Source organism: Plectonema cf. radiosum LEGE 06105 (assembly GCF_015207665.1).
Lineage (GTDB): Bacteria > Cyanobacteriota > Cyanobacteriia > Cyanobacteriales > Nostocaceae > Rivularia > Rivularia radiosa_A.
This window is the reverse complement of record NZ_JADEWL010000024.1, coordinates 1-15,794: the sequence shown is the minus strand read 5'-3', so window position 1 is coordinate 15,794 and position 15,794 is coordinate 1. Positions and strand designations below refer to the sequence as shown.

Here is a 15,794-nt window from a genome sequence, read left to right as displayed (position 1 = left end):
CGATCAAAAATTTTATATTTTATATGGAGAGCGATCGGTTTTAAATTCAACCTAAAATTCAACTTAAAATTCAATGCTTGTTTAATGGGACTTTGAGAGTAAAAGTAGTTCCAACACCCACTTCACTTGACAAGGAAATTTCACATCCGTGTAAATCTGCAAGAGTTTTGACAATCGATAAACCCAAGCCGGTACCAGGTATACTGTCAATATTGCTGCCTCGATAAAAAGGCTCAAATATTTGTTGCTGATCTACAGATGGAATCCCAATTCCTTCATCTTTAATCATAAAAACCACATTATCCTCTCTACACATAAGTTCTAAAGTTACGGGAGTCTTACCCACGGAGTATTTAAGAGCATTAGAAATTAAGTTTGTTAAAATATGATGTAATAATTTAGGGTCTACACTAACGCTGGCACATTCACCATCGCTGATAAAGTTAATTACTTTTTGCTTGCCTGATGCCAAATGCATCTGTGCTATAATGTCTCGACAGAATTGCTTTAAATCTAATGGTCTTGGCTGGCACTTTAATTTATCTGCTTCAGCTTTACCAAATAACAAAATTTCATCAAGCAATTCGCTAATTTGCTCTACAGCATCTTTAATTAAGTCGAGATAAGAGTGGTTTTTCTCCTCACTCCATTGATGAAAATTGCGTGTGAGCAGATCAGATGAGAAAGAAACAACGTTGAGGGGAGTACGAAACTGATGGCAAAGCATCGAAACAAAACGCTGTCTGAGTTCGCTTAATTTTCTTGCTTGTTCTAATGTTTGACGAAGTTCCGATTCGGCTTGCTTATAATCGGTAATATCGATGGCCGTAATCATTCTCACTCGCTTTCCAGCAAAGTCAAGTACTCCATCGAGTTGCTCGATGGTGCAAGCTAACCAGCGCAAAATACCTTGTTTTGTCAAAATTTGCATTTCTTGGTATCGACAACTCGCTACCCCATCTTGCTCGCGTACCTGTCTGCACTGTTTGACTTTAACTATTTGCTCAAAATCAAAGCTATTATGAACTAATTCTTTAATTGAATAGCCTGTAAGCATTTCTGCTGCTGGATTTGCATAACAAATGTGATTCTCCTGAATTAAAAAAATACCAGCTTCCGTATTCTGAGCTAAAGTACGGAATCTTGCTTCATTCAGTTTGAGAGCTTCTTCTGTTTGCCTTGACTCGGTAATATCCCAGATACTCCACACTCTACCAATAATACTACCATTTAATCTATAAGGTTCTGAATAATGTGCAAATATTCTTCCATCTTTTAAATCTAACAAATCATAAGTCTCGGAATCGGACTTTGTAGGAAATTCCCAAATATGCGAACGAAATATTTCTACGTCTTTGACTTGACTTTCAAAAAAAGCTTTGGCTTTAGTACAGTTCCTTGACATCCTCACGTCAGATGGAAGATGCCACATATCTATGAACTTCTGATTGTAGTAAAGTATCTTTCCTTCAAAGTTGATCGCAAGTATGCCATTTGCGGTACATTCCAAGGTTGAAGTCAATAAAGATAGAGAGTTTTTTAATTGCTCATCTATTTTCTGATATTCAACGATTTTTTGCTGGACATGATTTTGAATATTGGGAGATTCTACCGTGAATTGCGGCAATTCGCTGCTTAACTCACAAGCATAACCGCAGCAAATCAGCTTTCCTTGCAATTCTTCCATCACGAAACTAATTTCAACGGGAAATACTTTACCTGCTTTGTTCCGATAGCAACTTTTAAAGCTGATCGAACCTTGTTGTTTGAGTAATTCCCATTGTTCTAGCCATTTGTGTTGTTCCCAATTAACATCCACTTCTTGTAACGTCATCGAAAGCACTTCCGAACGGGAATACCCGAAAAGCGAACAAGTAGCATTATTAACGTAAACAAACTCCCCATTTTCTTCTAAGCAAAAAGCAGCATCTTTCGCATGATTAATTAATATTTGAGCTAATTTCAACTCTTCTTGCAGCTCCAATCTGAATCTAGAGTTGGGTTCGATAATCATAGTAGTTTTGTTCAAAGTTACTTTCGGCTTGTACTGGTTTCACGCTTTAAAGGTTTAATTGCTATCCCCGAAAGGTTGTCATCAAGTTTGAGCAATTCTAAGTTATCCCTGGATAAGTTTTTAGCATTGATAAGCATTATTACTTGGATTTTTAGACATAAAATTGTTTGGCGATAAGTTTACTAAATATTTTTACTTTAAATAACTTATCAAAAAAATTAAGAAATTAATATAACTTTACAAAAAAAATTATGTTTTTATCCTTAAGATTTCAAAATTAGAGCTCCACGTATAATTAGCTACATTCCATGAGCCACTGAATTATTTAGCTATTTACAAATAAGCTGATTGCAATCAAACTAATATATTATGAATAATAAACAAACAAGCTCTTAAAAACAACCAGAATAGAAGGTAGTGCAATATTTTAAAATTGCCCAAGAACAGGTTAGATAAGGACAAAAATACAATCTTTTTTTGTGTTAACAAGCCTTATTGTACTACTTAAATGAAAGCATTACCGGCATAATGTTGAAACTTAGTTGCAGCGTAGAAACAAATAGCATTTACGGAAGAGGAAGTATAAAATAGAGTCAAGCTAGTGATAAAAATGCCAAAATTACGGAGTGATTCGGGTATTATATAGAAATAATTTTGACCTCTTTGTGATAAATAGTGGCTAATTTCTTTTGACCAGTTAGTTTATTCTCTCATTATTCTTTCAAAGATTTAACTATAAAGCCGATTCCCAGAGCATCTATCACTAGAAGTATTTGCAGATTAGAATTATTACTGAAAATTATATCCGCATCTATCCTTAGAGATAGATTAAGTTATATTAACGAATTTTTGCGGACTCAAGAGTTTTTGTCATGGTTGATACTATGTAATACTCAATTATCGTAAGTATGCTTTTGATTGTTTTAAGTATTTTGAACTACTTAAAAACAGTATTTTACGATGATCATCTGGTTTTCTGTACTAAATAATACTTGTAAATTACCGATATACACAGTTTGTTGGAGTTAAGCAAGTATCAATAGTCACTATAAGTCCGGGATATCAAGGATTAATGTAAAGAAAAACAAAAGAATTGCCAAGCCAATCAAAAGATTTTTCATTGCAGCTATCTATAAGATTTATGTACTCTGTCTTGTATAAACACAGAGTCTTGGTTGTTTTGCTTCTCCAGTTAAAATTTTTTTATTGACAGCAAAAGTGGTAATTAACCATTCCCAGTGTTTGTATAGCTGGGTGTGAAGTTATAAGGAAATAGTTCAGAAGTACAACCATAAGAAGTTTTGACTGTAATTGGAAGAGCATCCGAGAAGTCGTAAGTCGTAAATAGTTAGTTACACCGGAACCTCATTGAGGGAGCGTATATTTAAATAATGGTTAAAAATTTTACTAGAACATCTTCTCCTGTGAGTTTACAGCCGAAGGAAGTTCTTCATCAAAGTTATCTAGAGGCATCTGCAAGTAAACGCATTGACGAAAGCAACGAGAATATGACGGTTGCTGACGCAGTAGCGCAAATGTTTGAAAACTTAGGGATAAAATCCGCCTACGGCGTTTCCGGAGGTGCTATGGCATCATTGTGGGGCGCTTTATCCAACAGTAGTGTAGAAGTGTTAAATTTCCGCCACGAGGCTGGAGCAGCATTTGCCGCAACAGAAGCTTATTTTGCCAGCGGTAGTCCTACGGTGGTATTTACCACAGCAGGACCTGGTATAACCAACGCCTTAACCGGGTTATTCGCTGCGCGTGGCGAAGGTGCAAAAGTGATTTTGCTGTCAGCTTGCACTTCCGCAGCACAACGGGGACGGTGGGCAATTCAGGAAACCAGTACCGACACCTTGCCCAGTAGTGGTATATTCACCACGGGTACAGTGTTTAATTATGCTAGCACAGTGGAATCTGCTGCTCAATTACCGCAAATATTTCGTAAACTTGCTTTGGGATTTGCCCAGCCTGGGGGTTATGTCGCTCACTTGAGCATACCTACCGCTGTGCAGAACATGGCTATGAGCGATGTTCGATTACCAGCACAAGGTGTTAGCTGTTCTTTGGTAGCAGCTGATGAAAACGCGATCGCAAAGGTTGCCGATCTACTTTCACAAGGTACATTCGCCATTTGGTTGGGATTTGGAGCGCGTGATGCAGCCGACGAAATTCGTCAGCTTGCGGAAAAAACTGGAGCAGCGGTAATGTGTTCACCCAGGGGTAAAGGAATTTTCCCCGAAAACCATCCCCAATTCGTTGGAGTGACAGGTTTGGGTGGTCATGGTTCGGTAATGACTTATATGCAGGAACAAGCTCCCATCCGTACCTTGGTGTTGGGAAGTCGTTTGAGCGAACCGACATCATTTTGGAATCAAGAAATGGTTCCCGCACAAGGTTTCATTCATGTTGATATTGATCCCAGCGTACCGGGAGTAGCTTATCCTCATGCAAAGACTTTGGGAATTCAATCAGACATTAAAACTTTTGTACAGCAATTGTTGCGTCAGCTAGAAACCGATGTCGAAGCATTAAATCGAGTCAAATCCCTTCAACCTTCATCATTACCCAAACCGGAACGTTCCCCAGTGGAACCTGGAAAAGAATCACCCATTAGACCAGAAGTTTTGATGGAAGCGATTCAAAAAGTAATTGTAGAGGGTAGCGATGCGGTTGTAATGGCTGAATGCGGTAACTCCTTTACTTGGTCAACAAATCTATTGCGATTTGGTCAAACCAATCGTTACCGAGTTAGCACCGGAGTCGGAGCCATGGGACACGCAGTCACAGGTGTTGTCGGTGCAGCCCAAGTTCGTAACGGTAAAGCTGTTGCGATTGTGGGAGACGGAGCCATGTTGATGAACAACGAAATCAGCACAGCAGTTAAATATCAGATTCCGGCAATATGGATTGTCCTCAACGACGCTCGGTACAATATGTGTCATCAAGGCATGAAAATGTTGGGTATGACTGGTGCAGATGCAATCATCCCTCAGACAGATTTTGAAATGATTGCCAGAGGAATGGGAGCCAAAGGTATCCGCGTTACCAAAGAATCTGAAATTACAGCAGCGCTAGAAATGGCGATCGCAGCAACAGGCCCGATAGTAATAGATGTTCTGATCGATCCAGATAGACCAGCTCCTTCCAAAGGACGTAATAAAGGTCTAGCGGCTCAAGGAATCAAATCGACTTCTGAGAGTAAGCCAAAAGTACAAGCATCATTCCCGAATATTTAACAGAGTTGTAGAGACGTAGCATTGCTACGTCTTTACCGGAGTTATGATTTAACCTCTAATAAGGAGAGCAGCTAGATTGAATCTTTTTGAAAACGTCACCGAAATGGGACACGAGCAAGTATTGTTTTGTAATGGTAAAGACCCAGATATCAAAGCAATAATTGCGATTCACGATACGAGTTTAGGGCCCGCGATGGGTGCAACACGAATGTTGCCTTATGTCAATGAAGCAGCCGCTTTAAAAGATGCTTTACGTTTAAGTCGGGGTATGACTTATAAAGCCGCTTGTGCTGATATTCCCGTTGGTGGAGGTAAAGCCGTAATTATTGGCAACCCTGCATATAAAACCGACGAACTTTTATATGCTTATGGGCGTTTTGTCAATAGTTTGAACGGACGTTTTATTACGGGTCAAGATGTTAATATGACCCCGGAAGATGTCCGAAAAATTAGCAGAGAAACCAGCTATGTTGTAGGTGTTGAAGAAAAGTCCGGGGGACCTGCTCCTATAACTGGATGGGGAGTCTTTTTAGGTTTAAAAGCGGCAGTGGAATTTCGCTTGAAAACTTCTAATTTACAAGGATTAAAAGTAGCGGTTCAAGGTTTAGGAAATGTCGGTACAAATGTTTGCCGTCATTTACATGAAAATGGCGCAAAACTTTTTGTGACTGATATTAGCAAAGAGAGAACCGAGGAAATTCAACGTCTGTTTGGTGCGACTGTAGTTGAACCTTCAGAAATCTACGGACTTGATGTAGATGTATTATCTCCTTGTGCTTTGGGTGGAATTCTTAATAGCGAAACAATTCCCCAAATCAAAGCGAGTGTAATTGCTGGTGCTGCGAATAATCAGCTTGGAGAAGAAAAAGCAGACGGAATGATGCTTGTAGAAAAAGGCATTTTGTATGCTCCCGATTATGTCATTAATGCCGGAGGATTAATCAACGTTTATAACGAAATGATTGGTTATAACGAAGAGAAAGCCTTTAAGCAAGTAAGAAATATTTATAATACTTTGCTAGATATTTTTGACCGAGCCGAAAAGCAGCAAATTACCACAGATGCAGCTTCCAAACAGTTAGCAGAAGAAAGAATTGCTAATGCTAAAAATATGAAAAAGGTTTTAGTAACTGCTGGTTCAACAAACGGTAAAAGCTAAGTAATTGATAACTGGTAACTGATAATTGTTAACTGTAAAAGGGTGATTATGGAAAAAAACACATTTGCGACATCTGCTTATATTGCGACTTCACCAAAGACAGCTTTTGACTATCTTTGTAGTTTGAAGAATCTGGATGAATGGACGTTATTTAGTCGAATGATAGAACAGATTGACGAAGATACTTGGCTGGGAACAGCTTCTGGTTATCACGAAAATCTTTATTATCACGTTAAAAAACTGGACAATCCCAAATTTTACGGCATTGAGTGGCATTGTGGTTTGGAATATCAAAAATATTACCAAGTTTACCCAGTTCTACTTTTCCCTACCGATTATATAGAACCAGGAACAGACGAAAAAGGAGTCTATTTCCACTGGTTGAGTTTTGTTGATCCCAAACGGCAAACTGGGATGATTATGCAAGGTATTCATAATGTCCATACTTCTGAATCGCGATCGCTCAAAGCAAATTTAGAGCGAAAAGCTGGTTTAACCTCAGCTGCCAAAGGAAAGTATTTTATAGATACTGACACTATATATGTCGATGCTCCCATTGAAATGGGTATCGAATTTTTGCAAGATTTGCGGAATATGGATGATTGGGCGCATATGCTCAGACCTAATGGCGATGTTTCCCAGTCAGAGGGTGAGTTTCTCGATGAATACAATCAAACGGTAAAAGCAAGGGTACAGTTACATGGTTTGAGTAAATATTATTTACTCGAACAAGAATTTTACTATCCAGAACACGAATTTTATCAGCGGACTCCCATGTTATTAATTCCATGTTCCTATGCTTTTGCTGATCCAGAAGCACGCGGTTTTATTATGCACAGAATCAGTTTTTGGAAAGCAGATAAATCGCAAATTCATGGCAAGCTGCAAATGGAAGATTTGGGGGCTGAAAGCATGAACATCAAACGAATGTTAGAAAGCAAAGCTGGTAATTTGGAAAGCTTTAATCGAGGAATGAGCTATATTCCGCAATAGAATTTTAGATTTTAGATTTTGGATTTTGGATTGAAATATTTTTTCAGCTTTTCATCCTTAAAAGTTATAAGTCTCAAGGCTTTATTCTAAAATTAATGCAATAAAGTAAATCCAAAATCTCTTAATTGAATTCTAAATTTTAAAGCTATTTAACAGGGTGTTTATTTACTATTTTTCACAGGTATAACTTTAGCCAATTATATGAGGAAATCAAACCTATTTTATTGCTATTCGCTTTTTAGTTTTTAATAAAAGTCTTGTTTGGTAAATCTAAAATCTAAAATCTAAAATCGAATGACTGTACAACAACTTACAAATACATCTTTTAAAATACTTGCTTCCAATCTTGATAATCCCAAAGGGTTAACATTTGCCCCCGATGGTAATCTTTATATTGCAGAAGCAGGAATTGGTGGAGATGGAGCCTCTATTCCTTCTCCTAGCGGTCAGGGAAATTTAAGTTACGGTCTGAGTGGTGCTATTACCAAAGTTGAGAATGGCACTACTAAACGTGTTTTGACGGGATTACCTTCTGTGGCTTTTGCAGACGGTACAGGTGCTGCTGGTCCTCATGATATTAAGTTTGATGCAAACGGCAAAGCTTACGTTTTGTTAGGCTTGGCAGCGAATCCAGCTTTGCGTGATACCCTCGGCGATACTGACCTAGGAAGAGTAATTACTTGTGATTTGAGTACAAGCACTTGGTCAAGCATTGCTGATATCTCTTATTATGAAGTTACTAATAAGATTTTGTCAAGGGATTGTGAAGTTGTCAGTAATCCCTTGTCTTTCTACGTAAACAATAATAAATTGGTAGTAGTTGATGCAGGCGCAAATAGCCTCTTCAGCATAAATACTGATGGTAGCAATTTAGAGAAAATTGCTAAGATTCCCAATCGGATATTAACCAATCCCATATTTCCTGGTAAAAAAGCAGAGAATTTTGACCGGGGACACGTACCACCTCCTAGTGCTTATCCTCAAGCGCCACCCTCCCAACTACCGATTCAATCGGTACCCACGGATGTAGTTAAAGGTGCGGATGGTGCTGATTACGTTTGTGAATTTACTGGCTTTCCCTTTCCAGAAGGTGGCGCGAGAATCTATCGAATTGATGCACGTGGCGAATTAGAGATTTTCGCTGATGGATTTACGCAATTAATAGATTTAGCTTTTGATGCTGAAGGTAATTTGTATGTTTTACAACATATGAATCAATCAGGATGGAAAGGAAAACCAGAGGGAGCATTGATTAAAATTGCTCCGAACGGCGAACGTACAACGCTAATCGAGGGTGATGGATTAGAGATGCCATCTGCGTTCACAATCGGACCTGATGGTGATTTTTATATCATCAATCGAGGTGGTCGTCCGGGTAAGGGACAGGTAATCCGAGTTGAGAATCCGCAAAAGATTTCCCGTCACATTTAATAGCACGTTATGGCTTAAGTAATTTTAAGCCGCGATTAGATTGTGATATCCACCGGAAAACAAGTTTCAAGCTAACCCTCCGGGTTCAACACTTTGGCGGGACGGAAACCGACACCGCCAAGTGTTTCACAATATGCTTGATTTTCATATCCCAATAATTGGGGCTGTTCTTCAGGGAACCGCATTTATTCCATAAATTACTAATCAATTTCACAAATTATGAAGTTCAAGTCAATTGCTCTGACACTTTTTACTGTAAGTATTGCCTCAATTTTTGGAACCACAGCTGCACAAGCAGCCTCGCTGTCAGTATTAGCGGATGGTCTGGATAATCCTCGTAATTTTGACTTTGATTCTAAAGGAAATATCTACCTGACAACCAGCGGTAGAGGTGGAGATGGAACAGATGGAAGATGCGTTCCATCACCAAGTTCACAATTTATTCCTTTGTGTGCGGGTAGCACTGGTTCTTTACTCAAAATCGGTACCGACGGTAGCAAACAAACAGTTATTTCAGACCTTGCGTCCTTAGCATTAACACCCTTTGGGGAACAAGCAGCAGGTCCTGCTGACTTCAAATTTGATGGCAAAGGAAACGGTTATTTATTAATGGGTTATGCTGGAGACCCTTCCAACAGCGGACCAATTTTACAAACTCCTACCCTGGGAAAACTATTTGAAGTTGACCTAGTAAATGGTGCTTTAGGAAGAGAAGTTGCGGATTTTGCTCAGTATGAAGTGGACTTTAATCCAGATGGTACTGACATCATTACCAATCCTTACGCAATGACCATTAAAGACGATTTTGCTTACGTCGTAGATGGTGGTGCAAACGTCATCTGGAAAGCAGCACTTGATGGTAGCGGAATTCAAAATGTAGCCGCATTCCCCATCCTACCAGTCAGCCAAAGCGAACTTGAATTTCCTAGCTTTGAACCCCCAGGAGACATTCCATCTGACGCACCTGGACTTCCAGCAATCAATGGTCAAGGTGACGATACGGAAGTACCTAGCGGTCCTCCACAAGGAGAAGAAGCAAGCCAAGATTTTCCTATCACCTTCCAATCGGTACCTACAGGTATTGTTGAGTCTCCCAATGGAGGCTTTACGGTAGCTGAATACTCCTACTTCCCTTATCCAGAAGGTAGAGCGCGTTTATATTCAGTTGGGGAAGATTTGAATATCCAAGAGACAATCACCAATGATGGTGATGGCTTTACTCAGTTAACTGGTACCGCATACGACGAAGAAGGCAACTTGTACGTACTGCAACACATGAACACCTCAGAATGGAAAAACATTCTGCAAGGTGGGGAAGTAATTGGTGATATCAGCAGTTCGATTATCAAAGTGAACGCAGATGGAACTCGCGAAACCATTTGGAACGGTAACGGCTTAGAAGCAGCTTCTGGTTTAACTTATCGTGATGGTGCTTTGTATACTGCAAACCGCGCTCGTTTAGCAGAACAAGGTCAATTAGTCAAGATTGACTTAAAGAGTGGAGTTGACAACCCCACAAAAGTTCCTGAGCCTGCTTCCATGCTTGGTTTATTAGGAATTGCAGCCGCTGGTGCAGCTTCTAAATATGCCAAGCGTAAGCGTCAAGAAGACAAGCTAGAAGAAATCTTGGACAACGTAGAAGTTCTTTAACAGTTATCATCTCACAGTAGTGCGACCATCTTGGTCGCTAGCAGGGAGCATCTTAGTCGCTGTCACAGTAGTGCGACCATCTTGGTCGCTAGCAGGCAGCAAGATGCTTTAGCACAAAGCTCTAGCAGGCAGCAAGATGCTCCCACTACAAAAATTTCGTAAACGATGACTGAATACTTAGAATCCAAGTAAAAACAGCAACTTGCTGTCTCATTAAAATGGCATAGCAACTTGCTGTTAAGATTTCCAGGTCTAGACCCGGACGCATTACCTAATCAAAAGTATAACTAGCACTATCAGGATTTTCAACAATGAAGTTTGTCACAAATTTATCATTAGCCTTTGCGAGTGCGGGATTCATGGTTTTGGCAGCAACAGCCGAAGCTAAAGCAGTAAATTTGACTTTCGATACCCAAATTGGCGAACCGGGGTTTGGTCCCGGACAGCTTTTCGTTCCCCAAGGTGTTGCTTATAACAATGCAGATGGAAATATCTATGTAAGTAACGGTCGCGGTTTTGACCCAACACCAGGAGGAGCTGGTTTTCTTCCTAATGTTGGCAACAGAGTTGATGTATTTAGTCCTGATGGTACTTATCTCCGGGCTATTGGAACTGGTGTTACAGGGCAAAAAGGAGCGGGTATAGACGAACCAGGAGATTTGAAGTTTGACACTATCTCTGGCAACTTATACGTAGCTGACGTTTTTAACAGCGAAATTGACGTATATAATCCCCAAACTGGAGAATTTGTGACCTCCTTTGGTTCATTCAGTGGTCAAGGACCTGGCGATTTGTTCTTCGGACCCGGTGGTATAGATTTTGACAGAGAAGGCAATTTGCACGTCACTGATTTTAGTGCTGACGTAGTAAAGGTTTACGGTAGAGATGGCGAATTAGTTAAAACCTATGGTGGTTTGGGTAACGCACCGGGACAGTTTGATGGACCTGCCGGTCTAGCTATATCTCAAAATACAGGCAATATTTACATCAACGACCAATTTAATAACCGGATTCAGGTACTCGACTCCAAAGCTAATCCTTTGTTTGCTTTTGGTACTGAAGGTACTGAATTGGGACAATTTAACGAGCCAATCGGTATTGACGTAGATGAATTCGAGAATATTTACGTTGCTGACTCGCAAAACAGCCGCGTTCAGGTATTCGATAAGGATGGTAATTTCTTAGCCGTATTTGGTGAACCTGTAGAAAATGCCGGTCCCCCCGCACCTGGAGAATTACCTTTTGCTACTAATCCTGCTGACTTAGAACCAGGTAAATTTAACTGGAGTGGTGGCTTAAGCTACAACGATAGCAAAGTTTATGTGGGTGATTTCTTCACTGGTCGCGTACAGGTATTAAATGTAGAAGGTAGAGATTCCAAGAAAGTACCCGAACCTGCAACAATGTTAGGTTTAGGAGTATTTGCCCTTGGTGCTGCTGCTACTAAATTGAGAAAGAATAAGCAACAATCTGCTTAATTTAGGATTTAACCGTATTAAGGTAGATTTTAAGACGTAGCAATGCTACGTCTCTACATCAGGAACAAAAAGAATTTAATTTCTACAGAAATCCAAAATATTACTGCTGAAGATTTACTTTATCGCTAATTGTGTATTTCAAAATTACTTAGGACTAGACAAGTATAAAAAAAGCTATTTGCTTTGAGAGTTTTAGGTTTAAACCTGGACGTATTAACCCACCCCTACCGGGAGTTCATTGATGAAATTAGTCAAAAATATATCATTAGCCTTTGTAAGTGCAGGATTTATGGTTTTGGCAGCTACCGCCGAAGCTAAAGCAATCAACTTAACATACGATAGCCAAATTGGTTCGCCAGGATTCGGTCCGGGAGAGCTTTTCGTTCCCCAAGGTATAACCGTACAGGACGATACTGGAAATGTTTATGTATCCAACGGTCGTGGTCTTAATCCAGATGGCTCTTTCAATCCAGAGCTTGGTAATAAAGTTGAGATATATAACCCTAGTGGTGAATATATTGGCGCAGTTGGTAGCGGTGGAACCGGACCTGGAGAATTTGACGAACCTTCAGCTCTAGAATTTAGCCCTAAAAACGGAAACCTTTATGTAGGTGATGTTTTTAACAATCGTGTCAATGTTTACGATTCAAAAGGTAACTTTGTCAATAGCTTTGGCGAAGGTTTATTTGGCGGTCTTATTGAAGGTAGAGCTTTCTTTGGGCCATCTGGAATCACATTCGATGAAACTAACAATGTATATGTAGGAGATTTCAGTAACGATCGCATTCTTAAATTTACCGAGGATGGCGAGTTGCTCGGTAGTATTGGTAGTGCTGGTACAGAACCAGGACAATTCCAAGGTCCAGCAGGTGTAAGAATATCTCCAACCAGCGGAAACTTTTTTGTTACCGACCAATTTAATAACCGTGTTCAGGTACTCACTCCCGAAGGAGAACCCCTCTTGGTCTTTGGGGAACAAGGTACCGGGGAAGGTCAATTTAATCAGCCGATTGGTGTTGAAGTTGACGACCAAGAAAATATTTATGTAGCTGACTCGATCAACAGCCGCGTGCAGGTATTTGACAGACAAGGTAACTTCTTAACTGCTTATGGCGAACCTGCTCTTAATGAAGAAGGTCAACCTGTTGCTCCCCCTCAACTTGGTGAACCTCCTTTTGGCGACCCATTAGACCTTACACCAGGTAGATTTAACTGGACTGCGGGTACATCACTAAACGATGGCAAACTTTATGTAGGTGACTTTTTCCAAGGTCGCGTACAGGTATTGAATGTAAACCGTGATGAAGATTCCAAGAAGGTTCCTGAACCTACAGCCTTATTAGGTCTAGGAGTATTTGCACTTGGTGGTGTTGCGACTAAAATGAGAAAGAACAAGCAACAATCTGCTTAATTAGGATTTAACGTTATTCAGCTAGATTTTGAGACGTAGCAGTGCTACGTCTCTACAAAGCGGAATCAATCAAAAGAGCAAGAAAAATTTTATTACCATATAAAATAATGACTTTGGCAACAAGTTTTATAAAAACACAAAATATTAGCGCCGAAGATTTACTTTATCGCTGGGTGTCCCGACTAGTCAATACTGAGGCTGTTAATTGGTTGAACGAAAAGCGACAGTTAATAAGGGATGGTGCAGCGACGCGGGTATTTTTTACCGCTTTTAGTGCGGTACCTCGTTATACGGGTAAAAAGGATATACAGCCAACTGTTGAAGAGTTAGAATCAGCCTCTAATATTTGCAATAACTGGTTTCCTGCTAATTGGACTGTAGACCAAGCCGCCAGAGTTTTACTGGTATTAAATTTACAGTTCAAAGATGTAGAACAATATTTGCGGACATTAGACCAAGTATTTGCCGCTGCGGATATGGGTGAATTAGTAGCACTATATCAAGCATTACCCTTGCTTGCTCATCCCGAACAACTTTGCGATCTGCTTGGAGCAGCGCTTCGCGATCGGGCTGCTGAAGGAATCCGGAGTAATATGACAGCGGTTTTCAATGCCGTTGCTTTGCAAAATCCTTATCCAGCAGAATATTTAGACAATCTAGCTTGGAATCAGATGGTCTTAAAAGCCTTGTTTGTCGGTAGTCCATTGCATTTAATTCAAGGACTCGACGAACGAGCAAACCCAGAACTAGCAAGAATGTTAGTTGATTACGCTCACGAACGTTGGGCAGCCGGACGCGACGTATCACCCGAATTGTGGCGATGCGTCGGAAAATTTGCCAACGATGAAATATTAACAGATTTAGAGCGTATTTTAACAGAATCTCACACTCAACCTTATTCAAACGGAAAAGGGCAACAGAAACTACTTGAGCGAACAGCTGCTGCTTTAGCTTGTGCTGAATGTCCCCTACCCCAAGCGCAAGATATTCTTGCTCAATATCCAGAATTAAAAGCTGATATTCAAGCAGGAAGGCTGACTTGGAAGAATGTTAGGAGTTAGGAGTTAGGAGTTAGGAGTTAGTAGTGATGAATTAATAAAATATTTTTAGTCTCACTTAAAAAGCTCTCTCGTAACTAGTACTCAATTGCATTAGTTTTGCTAAGTTAAATATTTTTTGTAGTGCGAGCATCTTGCTCGCTAGCTACTACCAGGGAGCGAGACGCTTCCACTACGAAAATTAATTGGAACGACTATAGAAGATTCAACTTCCATCCTCCTAACTCCTCACTCAACTATCAACCATCAACCATCAACTATCAACCATCAACCATCAACTATCAACCATCAACCATCAACTATCAAATTATGTATATAGATCCACATATTCACATGAGTTCCCGCACTACCGATGATTACGAAAAAATGCGTAATGCGGGTATTGTTGCGGTGATTGAACCTGCTTTCTGGATGGGACAACCCCGGACTAATATTGGTTCTTTTCAAGATTATTTCAGCAGCTTGGTGGGCTGGGAACGCTTTCGAGCATCGCAGTTTGGCATTAAACATTATTGCACTATTGGTTTGAACTCGAAGGAAGCTAATAACGAACCTTTAGCCGAACAGGTAATGGAATTACTACCTTTGTACGCTTGTAAGGAAGGTGTAGTTGCTATTGGTGAAATCGGTTACGACGATATGACACCTGCGGAAGATAAGTATTTTCGCTTGCAGCTAGAGTTAGCAAAAGAATTAGATATGTTAGTGATGATTCATACACCACACCGCGATAAAAAAGCGGGTACGAGTCACAGTATGGATGTATGTATCGAACATGGGTTAGAACCATCAAAAGTGATTGTAGACCACAATAACGAAGAAACCGTCAAAGAAGTATTAGATAGGGGTTTTTGGGCAGCGTTTACAATTTACCCCAATACTAAAATGGGTAACGCTCGCATGGTGGAAGTTGTGCGTCAATACGGTTGCGAACGAATCATCGTAGACAGCAGCGCCGACTGGGGAGTAAGTGACCCCTTAGCCGTACCAAAAACCGCTCAATTAATGATAGAAAGAGGGATTCCAGAAGCCCACGTCCGAGCCACCTGTTACGAAAACGCCCTCGCAGCATACAGCCAAAGTGGTCAAATACAGGAATCCGATTGGTTAAATCCATCACCAATCGACCAGCGGCAATTATTTAGCGGTAACTCCGTACTGCGGGGACAAAAACCAGTAGTCGAAGAATCTCAGTCCGAATACGCACTAATTGAATAAAAGTTAGGAGTTAGGAATTAGGAGTTATGAGTTAGGAGTTAGGAGTTATGAGTTAGGAGTTAGGAGTTAGGAGTTAGGAGTTAGGAGTTAGGAGTTAGGAGTTAGGAGTTAGGAGTTAGGAGTTAAAAATAAGAATTATCTTC

The 15,794-nt window shown here is 40.2% G+C and carries 10 protein-coding genes; 9 read left to right on the top strand and 1 reads right to left on the bottom strand.

Annotated elements, in window-relative coordinates; all coding sequences use genetic code 11:
• Positions 1 to 70: 70 nt before the first annotated feature.
• Positions 71 to 2,029 carry a scytonemin biosynthesis sensor histidine kinase gene (locus IQ247_RS10285; RefSeq protein WP_228059633.1) on the bottom strand — a complete coding sequence of 653 codons (1,959 nt, stop codon included), beginning with the start codon at positions 2,027 to 2,029 and terminating at the stop codon, positions 71 to 73.
• Between the two features lie 1,376 nt (positions 2,030 to 3,405).
• On the opposite strand from IQ247_RS10285, the gene scyA reads away from it, so the two are divergent.
• The 9 genes from scyA (at position 3,406) to IQ247_RS10240 (ending at position 15,651) form a co-directional block, all read left to right on the top strand.
• The gene (gene scyA / locus IQ247_RS10280) at positions 3,406 to 5,253 is read left to right on the top strand and encodes a scytonemin biosynthesis protein ScyA (RefSeq protein WP_193919561.1); all 1,848 of its coding nucleotides are present in this window, start codon (positions 3,406 to 3,408) and stop codon (positions 5,251 to 5,253) included.
• A gap of 76 nt (positions 5,254 to 5,329) precedes the next feature.
• A complete protein-coding gene (gene scyB / locus IQ247_RS10275) occupies positions 5,330 to 6,412 on the top strand; it encodes a tryptophan dehydrogenase ScyB (protein ID WP_193919543.1) in 1,083 nt (360 codons plus the stop codon).
• Positions 6,413 to 6,460: 48 nt separating this feature from the next.
• Positions 6,461 to 7,405, top strand: a complete 945-nt coding sequence (gene scyC / locus IQ247_RS10270; RefSeq protein WP_193919541.1) for a scytonemin biosynthesis cyclase/decarboxylase ScyC — start codon at positions 6,461 to 6,463, stop codon at positions 7,403 to 7,405.
• Positions 7,406 to 7,699: 294 nt separating this feature from the next.
• Positions 7,700 to 8,836, top strand: a complete 1,137-nt coding sequence (locus IQ247_RS10265) for a ScyD/ScyE family protein (RefSeq protein WP_193919539.1) — start codon at positions 7,700 to 7,702, stop codon at positions 8,834 to 8,836.
• A 219-nt stretch (positions 8,837 to 9,055) separates the two neighbouring features.
• Positions 9,056 to 10,486 carry a ScyD/ScyE family protein gene (locus IQ247_RS10260; RefSeq protein WP_193919537.1) on the top strand — a complete coding sequence of 477 codons (1,431 nt, stop codon included), beginning with the start codon at positions 9,056 to 9,058 and terminating at the stop codon, positions 10,484 to 10,486.
• Positions 10,487 to 10,797: 311 nt separating this feature from the next.
• Positions 10,798 to 11,964, top strand: coding sequence for a scytonemin biosynthesis PEP-CTERM protein ScyF (gene scyF / locus IQ247_RS10255; RefSeq protein WP_193919535.1), 1,167 nt, complete (start codon positions 10,798 to 10,800; stop codon positions 11,962 to 11,964).
• A 241-nt stretch (positions 11,965 to 12,205) separates the two neighbouring features.
• Positions 12,206 to 13,375 (top strand): scytonemin biosynthesis PEP-CTERM protein ScyF, encoded by a 1,170-nt coding sequence (gene scyF, locus IQ247_RS10250; RefSeq protein WP_193919533.1) that lies wholly within the window; start codon positions 12,206 to 12,208, stop codon positions 13,373 to 13,375.
• 107 nt (positions 13,376 to 13,482) lie between these two features.
• Positions 13,483 to 14,436, top strand: coding sequence for an EboA family metabolite traffic protein (locus IQ247_RS10245; RefSeq protein ID WP_193919531.1), 954 nt, complete (start codon positions 13,483 to 13,485; stop codon positions 14,434 to 14,436).
• 120 nt (positions 14,437 to 14,556) lie between these two features.
• On the top strand, positions 14,557 to 15,651 hold the full coding sequence (locus IQ247_RS10240; protein ID WP_322745482.1) for a TatD family hydrolase: 1,095 nt from the start codon (positions 14,557 to 14,559) through the stop codon (positions 15,649 to 15,651).
• The last annotated feature ends 143 nt before the right edge of the window (positions 15,652 to 15,794 follow it).